This window comes from Spirosoma panaciterrae DSM 21099 (genome assembly GCF_000374025.1).
GTDB classification, from domain to species: domain Bacteria; phylum Bacteroidota; class Bacteroidia; order Cytophagales; family Spirosomataceae; genus Spirosoma; species Spirosoma panaciterrae.
In genome coordinates, this window is sequence record NZ_KB893207.1 from 1 (window position 1) to 18070 (window position 18070).

Annotated in this window: 12 protein-coding genes, 1 tRNA gene, 1 pseudogene and 1 CRISPR repeat array; of the genes and pseudogenes, 9 read left to right on the forward strand and 5 right to left on the reverse strand. The window is 49.2% G+C overall.

Going from position 1 to position 18070, the window contains the following annotated elements:
- Positions 1–420: direct repeats of the CRISPR family, unit length 29 nt; unit sequence GTATCAATCGCACCTTCGGGTATTGAAAG.
- Positions 421–472: 52 nt separating this feature from the next.
- The 3 genes and pseudogenes from B153_RS38910 to B153_RS0126200 all read right to left on the reverse strand — a co-directional run.
- Positions 473–568, reverse strand: a pseudogene (locus B153_RS38910) (hypothetical protein); the annotation flags it as partial.
- A gap of 218 nt (positions 569–786) precedes the next feature.
- Positions 787–870 (reverse strand) — tRNA-Thr (locus B153_RS0126195).
- 102 nt (positions 871–972) lie between these two features.
- Entirely contained in the window at positions 973–3264 is a 2292-nt protein-coding gene (locus tag B153_RS0126200) for a DUF349 domain-containing protein (RefSeq protein WP_020599721.1), read from the reverse strand.
- A gap of 94 nt (positions 3265–3358) precedes the next feature.
- Here B153_RS0126200 and pdxH point away from each other — a divergent pair, with 94 nt between their 5' ends.
- The 3 genes from pdxH to acs all read left to right on the forward strand — a co-directional run bounded on the left by pdxH (position 3359) and on the right by acs (position 7761).
- Positions 3359–4000: a pyridoxamine 5'-phosphate oxidase gene (gene pdxH / locus B153_RS0126205; protein ID WP_020599722.1), complete on the forward strand. Its 642-nt coding sequence runs from the start codon at positions 3359–3361 to the stop codon at positions 3998–4000.
- Between the two features lie 140 nt (positions 4001–4140).
- Complete coding sequence (locus B153_RS0126210; RefSeq protein WP_020599723.1) at positions 4141–5703, forward strand: MFS transporter; 1563 nt, start codon at positions 4141–4143, stop codon at positions 5701–5703.
- Between the two features lie 162 nt (positions 5704–5865).
- Complete coding sequence (acs, locus tag B153_RS0126215; protein WP_020599724.1) at positions 5866–7761, forward strand: acetate--CoA ligase; 1896 nt, start codon at positions 5866–5868, stop codon at positions 7759–7761.
- 68 nt (positions 7762–7829) lie between these two features.
- Here acs and B153_RS0126220 read toward each other — a convergent pair whose 3' ends face one another.
- Entirely contained in the window at positions 7830–8357 is a 528-nt protein-coding gene (locus B153_RS0126220) for a hypothetical protein (protein ID WP_040762112.1), read from the reverse strand.
- A 164-nt stretch (positions 8358–8521) separates the two neighbouring features.
- Here B153_RS0126220 and B153_RS0126225 point away from each other — a divergent pair, with 164 nt between their 5' ends.
- Positions 8522–10294 (forward strand): ABC transporter ATP-binding protein, encoded by a 1773-nt coding sequence (locus B153_RS0126225; protein WP_020599726.1) that lies wholly within the window; start codon positions 8522–8524, stop codon positions 10292–10294.
- 258 nt (positions 10295–10552) lie between these two features.
- Positions 10553–11011, forward strand: a complete 459-nt coding sequence (locus tag B153_RS0126230) for a hypothetical protein (protein WP_020599727.1) — start codon at positions 10553–10555, stop codon at positions 11009–11011.
- A gap of 141 nt (positions 11012–11152) precedes the next feature.
- Here the strand turns inward: B153_RS0126230 and B153_RS0126235 are convergent, their stop codons facing one another.
- Positions 11153–11734 carry a Uma2 family endonuclease gene (locus B153_RS0126235; protein ID WP_020599728.1) on the reverse strand — a complete coding sequence of 194 codons (582 nt, stop codon included), beginning with the start codon at positions 11732–11734 and terminating at the stop codon, positions 11153–11155.
- Between the two features lie 179 nt (positions 11735–11913).
- Between B153_RS0126235 and B153_RS0126240 the strand changes: the two genes are divergently transcribed.
- The 4 genes from B153_RS0126240 to B153_RS0126255 all read left to right on the forward strand — a co-directional run bounded on the left by B153_RS0126240 (position 11914) and on the right by B153_RS0126255 (position 17887).
- Positions 11914–14475: a DUF7133 domain-containing protein gene (locus B153_RS0126240; RefSeq protein WP_020599729.1), complete on the forward strand. Its 2562-nt coding sequence runs from the start codon at positions 11914–11916 to the stop codon at positions 14473–14475.
- Positions 14476–14576: 101 nt separating this feature from the next.
- Positions 14577–15635: a sugar phosphate isomerase/epimerase family protein gene (locus B153_RS0126245; RefSeq protein WP_020599730.1), complete on the forward strand. Its 1059-nt coding sequence runs from the start codon at positions 14577–14579 to the stop codon at positions 15633–15635.
- A gap of 106 nt (positions 15636–15741) precedes the next feature.
- Positions 15742–16527, forward strand: a complete 786-nt coding sequence (locus tag B153_RS0126250; RefSeq protein WP_020599731.1) for an SDR family NAD(P)-dependent oxidoreductase — start codon at positions 15742–15744, stop codon at positions 16525–16527.
- Between the two features lie 40 nt (positions 16528–16567).
- Complete coding sequence (locus B153_RS0126255; protein ID WP_020599732.1) at positions 16568–17887, forward strand: MFS transporter; 1320 nt, start codon at positions 16568–16570, stop codon at positions 17885–17887.
- Positions 17888–18070 lie beyond the last annotated feature (183 nt).

Here is an 18070-nt window from a genome sequence, read left to right on the forward strand (position 1 = left end):
GTATCAATCGCACCTTCGGGTATTGAAAGTTTTTAATCGTGTGTAACTCCTCCTGAACCTCGGACGTATCAATCGCACCTTCGGGTATTGAAAGTAGTAGCTCGGCATCCAGGGAAATATCTTTGAGTAGTGTATCAATCGCACCTTCGGGTATTGAAAGCAGGTAGTACCGGGCCAGGGAGAGTTGTTTTCTAAGTATCAATCGCACCTTCGGGTATTGAAAGTTAATGGGGGGCAGTAAAGGATGGTTAGCGCGTCTAGTATCAATCGCACCTTCGGGTATTGAAAGCTGACCAAAGTGTTGCTCCAGCAGAGCCTACTCGACCGTATCAATCGCACCTTCGGGTATTGAAAGGAAAATGTCGAGTTCTCAGGCGAGCGGCCAGCGCCTGTATCAATCGCACCTTCGGGTATTAAAGTTCAGAAGACCCGGTTTCAAATTTTTGTTTCCGTGGATTGGAACCGAGATCAACTTTTGAACACCAGCTTTCTTGAAGGTTTTATGGCTACTTTCCTGCCGAACCTCAAGCCAGCAGCTTGAAACGCTTGATTGATCCTTCTTTTGCAGGACTTTATACTATCGATTATAGGAAAAGTAGAATCGACGAACGTGGTATACAGGCTATTTAAGGAGATTCTACTGCTTTGTTAATGAATCGTAGTGAGCTAGATAATTAAGACACCAGCAGGAATATAAAATCAAAGGTATGCAAATACGTATGCAAACGAAAAACCGTCAACATTGCTGAAGACGGTTTTTCGTTTGTAACTATCTGATTTTGAGAGAGCCAGTGGAGGGATTCGAACCCCCGACGCGCTTGCGCATCCTGATTACAAATCAGGCGGAATCGACCGCTATCCGACACTGGCAGTCCTGAATTGTGGTGCAAAAATAGAGTTATTTTCTATTCCATGCAAGTCAATTCTTCTTTTTTCGTTTCAGCTAGGTTATAGCTAAAATTTGACCTATGCTTATGCCTGAGCTACACGTAGCTGATGGCGAAGCTCATCCAATTGCTTTTCTGCCTCGGCAATTTTCTTGTCGATGTCGGCGCGAAGTTTATCCGCATTTTTCGAACGAGCGAAGAATTCGATATTGTTCCGATAGGTAGCAATGTCATTTTCAATCGCTGTAATTTTCCGACGGATGTCGTTTTCACGCTTATTACCACCGCCATCCCGATCACCACGGTTGAAATCACGTCCACCCCGCGAACCACTACCTGACCGGGTAGCTTCGGCTTCGCTCTGGAGCATGATGCGCTCTTTATCTTTGGCCGGAATCTTGCCTGTGGCACCTACCAACGCATTAATGGCGTTGATGTAGCGTTTTTGCGTCGACTGCATGTCCTTTTTGGGAACAAAGCCAATTGCGTTCCACTCTTTTTTGAACTCGTTTAGTTCAGAAAGGTCAGCATTCGCGCTTGCTGCTGCTTCAATCCGTTGGATTAAGGCGATTTTCTGCGCTAAGTTCTCCTCAAATTCGCGCTCGGTCTCCTGGTTTTTCGATCGTTTCTTATTGAAAAACGCATCGCAGGCTGCTTTGAACCGATCAAAAATTGTATTTTTCTGCTTTTCGGGTACCTGGCCGATGGCTTTCCACTGGCGTTGCAGTTCGATAACCGTCTGCGTGATTTCAGGCGATTCTTCACCCGATGCCAGAATGCCCTCTACCTGCTCACAAAGCTGCGTTTTGGCACGTAGGTTTTCTTCCCGTTTGCTCTCAAGCTGCCGGAAAAACTCACCTTTGTTGTGGAAGAAGGTTTTCAGCGCTGCCCAGAACTTCTTGCTCAGTTCTTTCCCTTCTTCGCGGGGCATGGGACCTTTTATCGCGTTCCAGCGGTCCTGCAATCCCATAACGACCTTCGTTTTATCATTCCAGTCGTTAATGCTATTGGAGGTGAAGGAGGTTATTGGAACTAGTTCTTCATAGATCGCCGACTTCTCTTCGTACAGTTGTGCCGACTCTTTGCGCTGCTCGTTGGTCTGGTCCCGGCGTTTGTCGTAGAGGACGTCAAGAGCGGCTTTCATACGGCCCCACAGCACTTCCTGCTCGGCTTTAGGGGCCGGACCTATGTGCTTATACTCCTCAAACAGGGCATTGGCTTCGTCGATGGTTTGCCGTGTAACCGGGGTTTCTTCCGAAGCTTTTGCCATGGCTTCAACCTTCTCGATTACCTCTGTTTTCAGGCTTGCATTGCGTTTGCGATCCAGCTCTTTTAGCTCGAAATAGATATTTCGATTGCTGTAGTACCGATCAACCAGGGCATGATAGGTAGCCCAAAGCGTTGCATTATGTGGGGAGTTCATGTTTCCGGCCGCTTTCCATTCGTCCTGAATTTTCTTGAACTCATTCCAGCTAGCCTTAGGATCACCCGCGTTATTTTCGTCGTTTTCGACTAATTCGCGAAGCCGGGTAAGTAAATCCGTCTTCGACGCGAAGTTGGTTTCTTTGGCTTTATCGAGGTTCTGAAAGTAGGTGTTTTTCAGACTCTTGATTTGCTTATACAATTCTTCGAACCGCAGAACCGCGTCGTCGAACTTATAGTCAAATCCTTCATCGGCACCTGTTTCGGTGATGTAAGCTTGCAAAGCGGCTTCACGCTCCGCCCGTTTCATCTGATCGAACAGCGGTTTTACCTCCTTAAGGACTTGGTCCGCTTTCTTGAAATCACCAGGCGTTACGGTGGCCAGACTAACAGAAGCCAGTTGGGTTTCAAGCAGGTTAACAAAATCCTGCTTCGAAAAATGGCTGTAATCGGCTTCCGGGGTAGCGGCCTCTTCTTCGGTTTCAGCTAAATCGGCATACTCAGTGGGGAGTTGCTCGTGGTCAACGGGTGTCTCCTCCGTTTCGGCTACAGGCGCTTCGACCACGGGTTCGTCTGCCGTCGATACTTCGCTGGTTACGGCTTCTGGTGTTTCGGCCGCAGGTTCTTCTACCGATTCGGCAACAGGTGTTTCCGCAACGGGTGTTTCTTCCACTGATGTCGAATCCGATGGGTTGTCTGCCGTATTTTCTATTGAGCCTTCGTTAGTAGCTAAGGCTGTCGGTTCAGAAATAGAAGTACTGTCAACCCCGATTTCTGACTGGCTTTCAGCGATTGGGGTAGTTGACGATTCTGCCTGTTCGGGCGTAGTTTCCTGGCCCTCGACGGTGGTTTCGGGGGATGTACTGGTATCTTCGGGGGTATTCACATCCAGCGACTCAGTGGCCTGATTGGTGGTTTCTGGTTGCTGGTTAATTTCCTGTTCTTGGTTTGCCATGTTGGGAACGTACCGATTACTTTTGCAAAAGTACGATAATATACGGATTTTCTTGTAGTACAGAAATTGAAAAGCCGTTAAAGGCCTTAATATAATGCCCTCAGCAATTAGTGAGTTACGAAATGAATATACCCTGAACGGGTTGGACATAGCGGATGTTTTGACAGATCCGGTTGCTCAGTTTCGTGTTTGGTTCGATGCGGCCTTACAAGCGAAGGTGCCCGAACCGAATGCTATGCATGTTAGTACAGTGACAAATGAAGGGAGACCCGACGGACGAATTGTGCTCTTAAAGGATATTTCGGACGATGGGTTTACCTTTTATACGAACTACGAAAGCCGTAAAGGGCGCGAACTCAGTCATCAACCCTTTGCCTGTCTGACTTTTTTTTACCCTGAACTCGAGCGTCAGATTCGGATCGAAGGCCGGGTCGAAAAAGTAAGTAATGAGGATTCGGACGCTTATTTCGGTAGCCGGCCTCGCGGAAGTCAGATTGGCGCCTGGGTGTCGCACCAGTCGGAGGTGATAGGCAGTCGCGAGGTGCTGGAAATCCGTCAGCGTGAACTCGAAGCGCAATTTGCGGGTCAGGCCGTGCCCCGGCCACCCTACTGGGGTGGTTTTCGGGTAGTACCCGACGCTCTGGAGTTTTGGCAGGGACGCCCCAGTCGGTTACACGACCGCATTCGCTATCGGAAAGTAGATGGAGCATGGGTCATCGAACGGCTTTCTCCCTGATTTATTGAGTGGTTGAGCGAATGAGTGATTGGGTGAATATTGGTTGCGTCAGCTATTCACCCAATCACTCATTCGCTCAACCACTCAATGGGTACGGTAAAAACACTTGGCTGGTTGCTTATTGACAAAAGACTCTTTTCATGCCTTCGAAGAAAGCAGGTGCCAAAAAGACAATCAACAATCGTACCTTATTCAGCGTGATCTCGGCCTCGTCGGTCGGAACGCTGATCGAATGGTATGATTTTTACATTTTTGGCAGTTTAGCCGCCATTCTTTCCACACAATTTTTTCCGACCGATAATCCGACGGCTGCGTTGTTATCTACCTTAGCGACGTTTGCAGCTGGGTTTGTGGTGCGTCCGTTTGGGGCTCTGGTATTTGGGCGACTGGGGGATCTGGTGGGTCGTAAATATACATTTCTGGTTACGCTAGTCCTTATGGGCGGCTCTACCTTTGCCATTGGCCTGATACCGGGCTATGCCACCATTGGCTTCTGGGCTCCGCTGCTGGTTCTTTTATTACGATTAGTACAGGGTCTGGCACTGGGGGGTGAATATGGGGGAGCGGCTACATACGTAGCGGAGTATGCCCCTGAAGGCCAACGTGGCTACTACACGAGTTTTATTCAGACGACGGCTACGCTGGGACTGTTTGTGTCGTTGGGTGTGATTCTGCTCACCCGTGAGTCGCTGGGCGTTGATAAGTTTTCCGACTGGGGGTGGCGCGTGCCTTTCTTGCTGTCCATAGTGCTGGTGGGCGTATCCATACTCATTCGGATGCGTATGGCCGAATCGCCCCTGTTTGCCAAATTAAAAACCGAAGGTAAAACCTCAAAAAACCCATTAGCTGAAAGTTTTGGTAAACGACAGAATCTGAAAATGGTGCTGCTGGCCTTGTTCGGAGCTACGGCCGGTCAGGGGGTTATCTGGTATACGGGTCAGTTTTACGCGTTGTCGTTCCTGCAAAAAGCCTGTGCTATTGAGTTCGTTCAGTCGAATGTCATCGTGGCGATTGCGCTGTTGGGCGCTACGCCTTTCTTTGTCATTTTCGGGCGGTTGTCGGATCGGATTGGTCGGAAGTCGATTATGCTGGCGGGTATGGCGCTGGGTGTGTTGACGTACCGACCCATTTATGATAAAATGTATAATCTGGCTGATCTGAGCCAGCGCGAAGAGTTTACGGATGCCCGCACCATTGATCGGAAGCTAGCTAAACAGGACAACGGCAACCTGGTAACAACGATGACGACTACTCACTTTTATTCGGATGGTCTCGTTGCCAAAGACATTGAACGAACCGTTACGCCATCGAATTCGACCACCCCAACCGCCAAATCCGAGCTTACCAAATCGGTGGTGCTACCCAATAGCAGCTTCTGGCTGATGATTCTGCTGGTATTTATACAGGTGCTGTACGTGACGATGGTCTACGGCCCGATTGCCGCTTTTCTGGTTGAGTTGTTCCCGACCCGGATTCGGTATACGTCCATGTCACTACCCTACCATATTGGTAATGGAATTTTCGGGGGGCTTACTCCATTTATTGCAACGGCCCTGGTGGCTTCGGCTACCAAAGCAAACGAAGCTATATCGGGTTCTGTTTCTAAACCGTATCTGGAAGGACTCTGGTATCCGATTCTGGTTGCGAGCGTTTGTCTGATCATTGGAGTGATCTATTTAAAGAATGAACGGGTGAGCGAGTAGACTTACTCGCGTTACTCGTCGGCGATATAATGCGGACAGACACTATAGCACCGTCAGTTATTAAATCTAGCGTATGAATTAGTGAATGCGTAAATGAGTAAATAGCTTTGTCGGCGAATTTTTTTCACTCAATCATTCATTCGCTCAATCACTCATTTGATTATGCGTATCCGAACCTTTGACGAGTACCAGGCCGCTTATCAGAAAAGCGTAGATGACCCGGAAGAATTCTGGGCCGAAATCGCCCAGAACTTTCACTGGCGTAAACCCTGGACCAAAACCCTGCAATGGAATTTTACGGAACCCAATGTAAAGTGGTTTATAGGAGGTAAACTCAACATTACAGAAAACTGTCTTGACCGTCATCTGGCCGAACGGGGCGATCAACCGGCCATTATCTGGGAGCCAAACGATCCGGCTGAAGCAGGCGTTACGCTGACCTATAAAATGCTCTACGACCAGGTATGTCGGTTTGCCAATGTCTTGAAACGCAATGGTGTACAAAAGGGCGACCGGGTTTGTATCTATATGCCGATGGTACCCGAACTGGCTATCGCGGTACTGGCCTGCGCCCGCATTGGCGCCATTCATTCGGTGGTGTTTGGTGGATTTTCGGCACAAAGTATCGCTGACCGGATTAATGATGCGCAGTGTAAAGTCGTGGTAACGGCCGATGGCGCATATCGGGGCAATAAAGAAATTCCGTTGAAGAGTACGGTCGATGATGCCCTCATTGGTTGCCCAAGTGTAGAGAAAGTGATTGTGCTGACCCGTACCCGAACACCTGTTTCGATGTTGAAAGGCCGTGACGTATGGTGGGAGCAGGAATTGAAGCAGGTAACGGCCGAATGCCCTGCCGAAGAAATGGACGCTGAAGATATGCTGTTCATTCTCTACACGTCGGGATCAACCGGCAAACCCAAAGGGGTAGTTCATACCTGCGGGGGGTACATGGTATATGCGGCCTACACGTTCCAGAATGTATTTCAGTACGAGGCCGGACATACGCATTTCTGTACGGCCGATATTGGCTGGATAACGGGACATAGCTATATTGTATACGGGCCATTAGCCTGTGGAGCTACCTCGATTATTTTCGAAGGCGTTCCGACCTATCCTGATGCAGGTCGATTCTGGGATATTGTCGATAAATACAAGGTCGATATATTGTACACGGCTCCAACAGCGATTCGATCACTAATGGGTTTTGGGCTTGACAAAGTTGAGAGCCACGATCTGAGTAGCCTTCAGGTATTGGGTTCGGTTGGGGAACCCATCAACGAAGAAGCCTGGCATTGGTACGACGAACACATCGGCAAAGGCCGCTGCCCCATTGTCGATACCTGGTGGCAGACCGAAACAGGGGGGATTCTGATCTCGCCACTGGCCGGTATCACCAAAACCAAACCCACCTATGCCACGCTACCCTTACCCGGTGTGCAACCGATTTTGGTCGATGAAAGCGGCAAGGAAATCGAAGGCAATGGCGTGAGTGGCAATCTCTGCATGAAATTTCCCTGGCCGGGTATTTTGCGGACAACCTACGGTGATCATGAACGCTGCCGGCAAACCTACTTCGCTACCTATCCGGGCTTATACTTTACAGGCGACGGCTGCCTGCGCGATGAAGATGGCTATTACCGCATCACGGGCCGGGTCGATGATGTGCTGAACGTATCGGGTCACCGGATTGGGACTGCCGAAGTCGAAAATGCCATCAACATGCACACGGGTGTGGTCGAAAGTGCCGTAGTGGGTTATCCGCACGACATCAAGGGGCAGGGCATTTATGCCTATGTGATCACCGATCAGGAGCCAAACGGACACGATGCTGACCTGACCAAACGCGATATTCTGGCCACAGTAAGCCGGGTGATTGGCCCGATTGCCAAACCGGATAAGATTCAGTTTGTCAGTGGTTTACCCAAAACCCGTTCGGGCAAGATCATGCGTCGAATTCTGCGCAAAATTGCCGAAGGAGACACCAGCAACCTGGGCGACACCACTACCTTACTCGACCCAGCCGTTGTGGAAGAGATAAAGGCGGGGGCGCTGTGAATAGATACAAAATAGCTAATGACATTCTTTTAAAGTTGAGAACGCTGGGTGGAAACATCCAGCGTTTTTTACTTCACTTTCACAATCTCGCCGAAGTAATTCATGAATAGAGTGTAGTCGGCGGTTTTCTGACTGACGGGGTCGATGACGCGCATAACCAGGTTGATGTATCGCTGGCCATTGAAGGTTGGCTTATAGGACACCGTTTTCAACACTGAGCGTTCTACTACCTCATCACTTTTGATAAAATAGAGCAGGTCATCTTTTAGCAACGTACGTTTAAATAACTGGCTGCCTGATTTTTTCGTTGCCAGTACGGTAATGGCATTATTGAAATAGCAGCCATTTGCTGTTTCGGTTGAACTGGTATCCTGAGCTAGTGTTAGGGTCACTTTGATCGACTTGCCCGACTCCTGATACACGTCTGCTTTGCCTAATTTATCCGCATCAACAACGGTTTTGCAATCTTTGGGTTTAGGAGCTGTAGTGGCTACTGATTCGGTTTTTGATGAAGTTTGGGTTTCCTGTGTTTTTTCAGAGCGCCCACAGGCTATTAATAAACCGATTGTCAGAACGAGTAGAGATGCGTTTTTCATGCGGTAAAGTTCGGGCTTAAACGTCAAGGAGCAAAGCGTTTATAAAGTTTACAAATCGATAGGCTTTACGGTCAATCAGCGACCTAAATTGATTCTTTTTGTGTTGTACAAGCAAGGCAGCCCTCTCCATCTACGCTGCTTAGTGACCTCCTACACAAATACCTATGCAACTTCTTTACAGTTATTTACGGCGTTATTGGAGCCTGTTGGCATTGGCTCTGTTCCTGGCTGCGATCAATCAGGTTTTCTCTCTGCTCGATCCGTACATTTTCCGAAAAATTATTGACCAGTATGTGGTTAAACCGGGTGGGGGCCTTCGGCCGCTTAGTTTTTGGGGCTTCCTAAGAAATGGGGCGGGTTTGCTGATTTTACAGGCCCTCGGTGTGGCGATGGTGAGCCGCATTGCCAAAAACTTTCAGGACTATTACGTCAACGTGATTACCCAGCGACTGGGAGCAAAACTCTATACCGATGGCCTTCGGCACTCACTCGAATTGCCTTATCAGGTATTTGAAGATCAACGCTCGGGCGAGACCCTGGGTAAGCTTCAAAAAGTACGGGCCGATGTTGAAAAGCTCATCCAATCGTTTGTCAATGTGCTCTTTACGTCTGTGGTGGGGATTGTGTTTGTGATGTGGTATGCCGCAACCGTTTACTGGCCAATAGCTCCCGTGTATTTTCTGACGATTCCGTTACTGGGTATTCTAAGTTCATTACTGAGCAAAAAGATCAAGGTCGTTCAGAAGACGATTGTTGCCGAAACCACGGCGCTGGCCGGTTCAACAACAGAAAGTCTTCGCAATATCGAACTGGTGAAAAGTCTTGGTCTGGCACAGCAGGAAACCGAACGACTCAATGCTACGACCGAAAAGATATTGAAGCTGGAACTCAAAAAAGTTCGTTACATCCGGTCGCTGTCGTTTATCCAGGGTACGTTTGTCAACCTGCTTCGTAATGCCATCATGCTGTTTATGCTGTTTCTGGTTGTACAGGAGCGCATTACTGTGGGTGAATTTTTCTCTCTGTTCATTTACTCGTTCGCCATCTTCGGACCGTTGCAGGAGTTGGGCAACATTATCAACGTATATCGGGAAACGGAAGCGTCGCTGGCTAATTTTCAGCAGATTCTCAATACCCCCCGCGATGTGCAACCTGCACTTCCAAAACCGGTTCATTCGCTTAGAACCCTGGCCTTCGATGATGTACATTTCAAGCATCTAACGGCTAACAAACCCGCTCTCGACGGCATTTCATTCGATGCGCGGGTGGGCGAAACGCTCGCCTTTGTTGGGCCTAGTGGTTCGGGCAAAACGACGCTCGTTAAGCTACTGGTTGGTTTGTACAGACCGTTGAATGGCCAGATTTTGTACAATGGTATTCCGGGATCGGACGTAAATCTGGATGAGCTTCGAGAGCAAATCGGTTTTGTTACGCAGGATACGCAGTTGTTTGCCGGAACCATTCGGGAAAACCTCCGGTTTGTAGCTCCCAACGCTACGGACGAAGAATGCCTTATGGCTTTACATCAGGCAGCCGCCGATTCTCTGCTGGCCCGTGCTCCACAAGGGCTCGATACAGTCATTGGCGAGGGAGGAGTAAAAGTATCGGGTGGTGAAAAACAGCGGCTTAGTATTGCCAGGGCTTTGCTCCGAAAACCTTCATTACTTGTATTTGACGAAGCGACATCGGCGCTGGATTCGCTCACTGAAGAAGAAATTACGGATACAGTACGCACCGTATCGGCTATGAACCAGCAGATTACTATTCTGATTGCGCACCGGCTGAGTACGATCCTCCATGCCGATCGGATTTTTGTTCTGGAACAGGGCCAAATCGTTGAACAGGGGCGCCATGAAGAACTATTGCTGCAGAAAGGGCTGTATTATGCGATGTGGCGGCAGCAGATTGGTGAGCGTAAGGCCCTGGCTACTGCTTAACAGGATTACACATATGAATTTCTTTTATAATCGTTTTGGTGTCGTCAGATGTAGGTATCTGACGACACCGAAGCGATTTTCTATATGCCTAAACCTTCAACAACCCATAGTTTTAGCATAGTAGTATCTGACTATATTTCTTGGGTAAGTATAAGCGAATTTATATTTTGTTATAGTTTATTGCAACTTTAAAACATATGATTAGCTTTGTAAGTACCTATATATGAGTAGGTTAAAACCACTTAACACACACATAGTATGAAAAACCTATTACGCCTTTTATTTTACGGCTTTTTAGCCCTCGTTTGGTCATGTACTGACCACCGGCTTCCCCCTGCCATTTCCTGCGATGATGTTGCCACCCGGATCGCTGGTTGTGCGAACTGGAAACTGACAAGTCGAACAGTTAATGCTGTAGAAGCCATCACACCCTGCCAGCAAGGTTTGATCCTCACGTTTCCGGGAGGAAAACTGTCGGGGCAATTTGTTTTGCTGAAAGATCCCGAATATTGCGGCACAGGTGGCGCAGGAGGGGGAACCTATACGTGCAGTAACGGTACGGTAACGCTGTCGAAAACGGTCACCTTTGGAGGTTTTAACCCCATTGGCCCCATTAGTCAGACAATAGCATTTCTCAGCCCTACGTCGTTCTTAATAACCTATACCGATGCCAATAGGAATGCAATTGTTGAAACTTATGTTGCTAACTGTCCATAACGTAAGCATGCCTGTAGCTGACCGCCAGTAATGATTACTGGCGGTTTTGTTTTTTATAGACAGTAAAAACAGGCTTTGTTGTGTGGGGCTTCGAGCTGGAGAGAGGATAGGGCCGGAGTGCGTTAAAGAAGCCTGTATAAATCAGAATTCAAGAATTTCGGCCAGCACCGTTTCAAAACCAGGCAGGACATCATTGCCCGATAATGTTTCTGTAAAGGCTTTGGCTTCAACAGGTTGATCTGGTCGATAAATGTAGGTAAGCCGTTCATTGGGCGAAACCAGCCAGCCCAGACGAACACCATTGGCCAGCCACTTCTCCATTTTCGCTTTAACCGCGTCCAGATGGTCTGAGTCGCTTACCAGTTCCAGCACAAAATCTGGAGCCAGATATGGAAACGAGTGCTTGTCTTTTTTACTCAGGGTATCCCAACGTTCACGACGAATCCAGGCTACATCCGGCGCTTTCATCGATTGATCACTTAGGAAGAAACCGCCATTCGAGTCGATTACTTTACCGGCTTTTGTCTTACGGTTCCAGATGACAAATTCACCGTTCAACTCGCTATTATTCGCGCTGGTTAATAAATGGGTAGGAGACATATCAATGTATACGGTGCCGTTTTCATCGCGTTCAACACGTATATCAGGATTGGCCAGGCAGAACCGGACTAACTCTTCATCGGTGAAGCGTTCGATTTGAGGAATATTCAGGGGCAATTGCATGATTGAGTATGTCGTTCGTTATGGACAAATCTACAAAACGATACCAACGAATCAAAACCGTTTATTTAGGTCGACGCCCATACGGAATTAATTCGTAGACCGATGGTAAAACCCGACTGCCGCACAAGTAGTATCCGGGTTTTAATGCTTTTTCTGGTAATAATGCTACGTTATGTATCATGGGTAAGCCTGCTTATTTTTCCGGCCTGATTTGTATTGGACTTTTCTGCCTCCTGAGTTTTAAAACAAACATCCGAACGGAACCAGGGGAAGGACCGTCACCTGCTAAAACACCCACCGAAGAACTCAGCACGTTTCAGCTTGAGCCCGGACTGGACATTCAACTGGTAGCGGCAGAGCCCATGGTCGAAGATCCCGTTGCCATCACGTTTGATGCAGATGGTCGACTTTGGGTGGTTGAGATGCGTGGATTTATGATGAACATCGACGGAGCGGGGGAAGAGAAAAAGGTGGGTCGAATATCGATTCTGGAAGATACCGATGGCGACGGACGGATGGATGTCAGCAAAGTGTATCTCGATAGCCTGGTAATGCCCCGCGCCATGGCGCTGATACCCAATGGTGCTCTCGTTGCCGAAAACGGAGCCCTCTGGCTAACGAAAGATACCAACGGCGATCTGAAGGCCGATACCAAAACGCTCATCGATGATCAATATGCGGCTACCGGACTTCCCGAACACGCACCAAATGGCCTCTGGCGTAGTATGGATAACTGGTACTATAATGCCAAAGCCAGGGTGCGCTACAAACTAGCCAATGGAAAATGGCTTCGCGACAGTACGGAATTTCGGGGGCAGTGGGGGATTAGTCACGACGATCAGGGACGACTGTACTACAACTACAACTGGTCGCAGCTCCATGCCGATCTGGTACCTCCGAACTACCTGTCCCGCAATAAAAATCATAAACCAACGACGGGGATTGACTATGGCCTGACCATCGACCGACGCGTGTACCCGATCCGGCCAAATCCGGCCGTTAACCGGGGGTATATTCCCGGCACACTGGATAAAGAAGGGCATCTGCTGGAGTTTACGGCTGCCTGCTCGCCCTTGTTTTACCGAGGTACGGCACTGCCCTCTGCCTACTATGGCAATGTGTTCGTTTGCGAACCCGCCGGAAATTTGGTTAAGCGCAACGTGACCGAGTCCAAAGGGCTATCGCTGACCGCTCATGATCCGCATCCGGGTAAAGAGTTTCTGGCTTCAACCGATGAGCGTTTCCGTCCGGTTCATATGGCAACTGGACCCGATGGGGCTTTGTATATTGCTGATATGTACCGGGGGTTAATTCAGCATAAAGCCTATGTAACGCCCTATTTACGCGAACAGACGCTGGCTCGTGATTTGGTGTTGCCTATCAATCGGGGACGTATCTGGCGTATTGTGCCGCAAAACTGGAAAGCCCAGAAAGCCAAAAAACTGTCGGAAGCTTCGGTCGATGAATTAGTGGCCGAGCTATCGAGCCCGGATGGCTGGCACCGGGACATGGCACAGGGGTTACTGATCGACCGGGCCGACAAACGGGTGGAGGCTGCATTGACCAATGTCGTGCTAAAGGGGACTCAGCCGCTAGGCCGTTTTCAGGCCTTGTGGACACTAGATGGTTTAAAACTGAGCAAGTCCGAGTTCTTGCTTGGCTTATTGACCGATCCAAACACACTTGTCAAAACTACCGCTATCCGATTGCTGGAACCATTTGCCAAAACAGATAAAACGGTTCGGACGAAGTTGGGTAAGCAATTATTGGGTATTTGGGAACAGGCACCCATTGAGCAAATCCTTCAGATGGCCCTCTCGGCCAGTGTACTTGATCCCGCTGACGCCCAATCCTTGCTGGCCAGTATTGTACAACGGTATGGTGATTCGGCACTCATTCGCGATGCCGTCATGAGTAGCCTGCCGAATCAGGAAACAGCGTTTTTACAACGTTTGCTGGCATCTCCGCAATGGCAGACGCACGAGCCAACGAAAGAAATATTCCTCGAAATGCTGGCAACGGCGGCTGCCCGCAATCGGAATCCTGCTCAGCTAAGTGCATTGCTTGCGAAACTCGATACGGGTAAAGAGCCGTTGGGCTGGCAGCAGAAAGCAATACTGACGGGCTTGTCGATGGGAGGAAGCAGTAGTAAAATGAAGCCCGTAAAACTGGTATCGGCTCCCAGTTTGTTGACCCGTTCGGCCGCAAAGGTAGACCCTGTCCGGCTGGCTACGCTGAATACCCTGTTTGAATGGCCCGGCCATGTAGCCAGTAAGGCCGTTGCACAGACCAAAAGCCTGCTGAACGATGAGGAACAGAAACTCTTTGTACTGGGTCGCCAGCATTATCTGAGTACTTGCTCGGGTTGCCATGGAACCGATGGGGCAGGGTTGGCGCGGTTTGCTCCACCACTCATTGGCTCTGACTGGGTACTGGGCGACGAGAAACGGCTGGCACTTATTGTACTGCATGGAATAGAAGGCCCGATCGAAGTGAACAAAAAGATGTACGACGCACCGGATATTCTGCCGGTAATGCCTTCGCATTCCACTATGGATGATGGGGTGATCACGGCCATCCTGACCTACATACGCAATGAGTGGGGAAACAATGCAGGGCCTATGGGCCGACGGACCGTTGGCATGACCCGTGTGACCTCGCAGGGTAGAGTAGTGCCCTGGACGGCTAAAGAGCTGAACAAGTATGTCCTCGAAGCGAAAGCACCTGCAAATGGGAATTAAAGGTCGTTCGACAGAGAGTCATTATAGTCATGGATTGTCATTCCGTAGTCATCAGGTGTACAATGACACAGAATGGCATTAGCTTAAATTCCTAAACCAACATGGATAGACGAGATTTTATACAGCGAGCTTCGGTAGGGGCAATGGCGTTTTCATGGCCTGAGTTGCCCAACTTTCTGGCCGACAAACGAATGGGTATTGTGGTTCACTCGTACTGGAGTCGGTGGAATTCGAAAGCAGATAGTAAGAAATATCCTTCTTTTACCAATGCGCTTCAACTGCTGGACCACTGCCACCAGCTAGGGGCTGGTGGAGTACAGGTGATTGTCAATGGCTGGTCGAGTGATTTTGCCAAACAAGTCCGCGAGAAACGGGAAAAACTGGGGCTTTATCTGGAAGGGTCGATTGGGTTGCCCAAAAAAGCAGAGGATGTACCCAAGTTTGAGCAGGACGTGATCGGCGCTCGTGAAGCGGGCGCTCAGGTACTCCGAACAGTCTGTTCGAGTGGACGTCGGTACGAAACCTATCACTCCGTTGCTGCTTTCGAGGAACTGAAAAAGAATGCCCTGGCCTCGCTACAACTGGCCGAACCTGTTCTTCGTAAGCACAAAGTCAAACTGGGAGTCGAGAACCATAAGGACTGGCGAGCGCCGGATCTGGTCAGTCTGTTGAAACAGGTCAATAGCGAATGGATAGGCGTAACGCTCGACTTTGGCAATAGTATTTCCCTGCTTGAAGACCCTATGGAGGTGGTGCAGACCTTAGCGCCGTATACTTTCAGCACCCATGTGAAAGACATGGCCGTTGAGGAATATCCAAACGGGTTTCTACTGTCGGAAGTACCGATGGGCAAGGGGATTCTGGATTTGCAGAAAATGGTCGATCTCTGTAAAAAGTATAATCCATCGGGTACGTTCAGCCTGGAAATGATCACCCGTGACCCTCTGGAAATACCCTGCCTGACCGAAGCCTACTGGGAAACGTTTCCTACGTTGCCCGGCTCCGATCTGGCCCGCTCGCTCCGTATGGTTCGGCAGCACAAATATCCCGGTGGGCTACCCCGGGTGTCGCAGTTGAGTGCCGAAGAGAAACTGGCACTTGAGGAAGAAAACATAGTGGCCTGTATCAATTACAGTAAAGGCAAATTGGGAATGGTATAGATAGAACGCAGATGGTTATGATAATTATGATTTGCGCAGATCTTAATCAAGCGTAAGAGTCATACCTGTCTGTGTTCTATGCGAATTGATAATCAATTACAGCAGTATGATGAAAGACGTATTACCGGGAGTTAAACAGTTTGATCTTACAGGCAAAGTCGCCATCGTAACGGGTGGCTCGAAAGGGTTGGGGCTGGCCATGGCTGCCGGATTGGCATCGGCAGGGGCTAACCTTGTGCTGGTTAGTCGAAATGCCGACGAATGTGAAAAAGCCGCGCAGGAGTTAGCGCAGGATTTTGGCGTTAAAGCCATTGGTTTTGCCGCCGACATCACGAAGCAGGAGCAAACGGAAGCAATGGCAACGGCTGCTATCGACACCTTTGGCCGAATCGATATTCTGATCAATAGTGCCGGTATCAACATCCGGGGGCCTATCGACGAACTCACGCTCGACGAATTTACGGCCGTAATGGACATCAACGTGACGGGTACCTGGCTGAGTTCTAAAGCCGTCATCCCTGTTATGAAGCAGGCTGGCCGGGGTAGTATTATCAATCTGGCCAGTACGCTCGGACTCGTCGGCTTGTCGAATCGTACCCCCTACACGGCCAGCAAAGGGGCTGTTGTGCAGATGACCCGTGCATTGGCGCTTGAACTGGCTCCGTTCAATATCAACGTGAACGCCATTTGCCCTGGTCCATTTTTGACGGCCATGAATGTGCCCATTGCGGATACCGAAGAGGGTAAAAAGTTTGTGGTAGGCGCTACGGCTTTAGGCCGCTGGGGTGAGCTGCGGGAAATTCAGGGCGCGGCTATTTTTCTGGCCAGTGATGCTGCCACGTACATGGTTGGCTCGATGCTCACGGTCGATGGAGGCTGGACGGCCCGATAAGTTACCTATTCCGAAAACCTATAAAACCTGAACCGAACGCATGAACCTCTCAACGGATAAAAAGCCAACCCGTGTGCGCTATGGCATGTTAGCACTCGTCTTTGTCAACGTGGCGATCAACTACCTGGACCGTGCTAACCTGTCGGTGGCGGCTACCGAGCTTGGAAAAGATCTGGAATTGTCGACTGTTGAGTTAGGAAACATATTTTCGGCATTTGGGTGGGCGTATGCTGCTTTGCAGATTCCGGGCGGGATCATTGCCGACCGATTTGGCCCACGAATCTTATACGCTTTTTGCCTCATTACCTGGTCAATCGCAACTATGGCGCAGTCGATAGCCAGTGGCTTTCTGAGCCTCTTCTCGCTTCGCTTGGCGACGGGTACGTTTGAAGCGCCTTCGTATCCGATCAACAATCGGGTGGTAACGAGTTGGTTTCCCGACAACGAACGGGCTTCGGCTATCTCCATGTATGTCTCCGGGCAGTTCATAGGCCTGGCGTTCCTGACTCCAGTTTTGGTGACGGTTCAATATTATGCAGGCTGGAAAGGGCTATTTATCGTTACGGGTCTGGTCGGTCTTGTCTGGGGTCTTGTCTGGTATCTGTTCTACCGCGACCCATTGGAACACCCACGCGTAAATCAAGATGAACTGGACTACATCGAAGAAGGGGGTGGACTGTTTCATGGCAAAAAATCAGGAACAGATACCCCGTCGTTGTGGCGCTGGGAGAATTTCAAACTGATCTTTTCGAAACGAACCTTATGGGGTGTGTACATCGGACAGTTTTCGGTCAATGCCACGCTCTGGTTCTTTCTCACCTGGTTTCCAACCTATCTGGTCAAATACCGGGGCATCGATTTCCGGCAATCGGGTTATCTGGGGTCTATTCCGTTTCTGGCGGCTTGTGCAGGGCTTCTGCTGTCGGGCTTTGTATCGGATCGGCTGGTAAAACAGGGTAAATCGGTGAGTATGGCCCGAAAAACGCCAATCATTGTGGGTTTGCTGTTGTCGGTAGTTATTATCGGAGCCAACTATACCGACGATGTGGCCCTGATTATTTTCTTTATGTCGCTGGCCTTTTTTGGGGTTGGAATGGCGTTGATTTCCTGGGTCTTTGTGTCCATTTTATCGCCGAAACATCTGATCGGTCTGACGGGGGGCGTATTCAATTTCATGGGCAATCTGGCTTCTATTGTGGTGCCCATCACCATTGGGCATCTGATCACCGGCACTGATTTTAAGCCCGCCATTGTTTTTATCGGGATTGTTGAGTTTATCGGTGCCTGCGCTTACATATTTATGGTAGGAAAAGCCGAGCGAATTGCAGTCCCCGACGCTAAGGAAGAGATCGTATTATAGGAAAGAGGATTTCCCGCAAGTTGGCTTTAATCGGTTGAGTAGTTTGACTGCATAGTATTAGACTCCTTCTACAGGCTTTACGTAAACTGAAGCCTGTAGAAGGAGTCTTTGTGTAAAGAAAGGTGTATTATTAGGTGTATATAATTTTTTTCATTGTACACTTATCGTTATTATTCCTTGTAA

Bases quoted from the DNA above. Each gene is read 5' to 3' on its own strand.
- B153_RS0126245 (WP_020599730.1), top strand. From the start codon at position 14,577: ATGGATAGACGAGATTTTATACAGCGAGCTTCGGTAGGGGCAATGGCG.
- B153_RS0126210 (WP_020599723.1), top strand. From the start codon at position 4,141: ATGCCTTCGAAGAAAGCAGGTGCCAAAAAGACAATCAACAATCGTACC.
- pdxH (WP_020599722.1), top strand. From the start codon at position 3,359: ATGCCCTCAGCAATTAGTGAGTTACGAAATGAATATACCCTGAACGGG.
- B153_RS0126230 (WP_020599727.1), top strand. From the start codon at position 10,553: ATGAAAAACCTATTACGCCTTTTATTTTACGGCTTTTTAGCCCTCGTT.
- B153_RS0126235 (WP_020599728.1), bottom strand. From the start codon at position 11,734: ATGCAATTGCCCCTGAATATTCCTCAAATCGAACGCTTCACCGATGAA.
- acs (WP_020599724.1), top strand. From the start codon at position 5,866: ATGCGTATCCGAACCTTTGACGAGTACCAGGCCGCTTATCAGAAAAGC.
- B153_RS0126250 (WP_020599731.1), top strand. From the start codon at position 15,742: ATGATGAAAGACGTATTACCGGGAGTTAAACAGTTTGATCTTACAGGC.
- B153_RS0126200 (WP_020599721.1), bottom strand. From the start codon at position 3,264: ATGGCAAACCAAGAACAGGAAATTAACCAGCAACCAGAAACCACCAAT.
- B153_RS0126255 (WP_020599732.1), top strand. From the start codon at position 16,568: ATGAACCTCTCAACGGATAAAAAGCCAACCCGTGTGCGCTATGGCATG.
- B153_RS0126240 (WP_020599729.1), top strand. From the start codon at position 11,914: ATGGGTAAGCCTGCTTATTTTTCCGGCCTGATTTGTATTGGACTTTTC.
- B153_RS0126225 (WP_020599726.1), top strand. From the start codon at position 8,522: ATGCAACTTCTTTACAGTTATTTACGGCGTTATTGGAGCCTGTTGGCA.
- B153_RS0126220 (WP_040762112.1), bottom strand. From the start codon at position 8,357: ATGAAAAACGCATCTCTACTCGTTCTGACAATCGGTTTATTAATAGCC.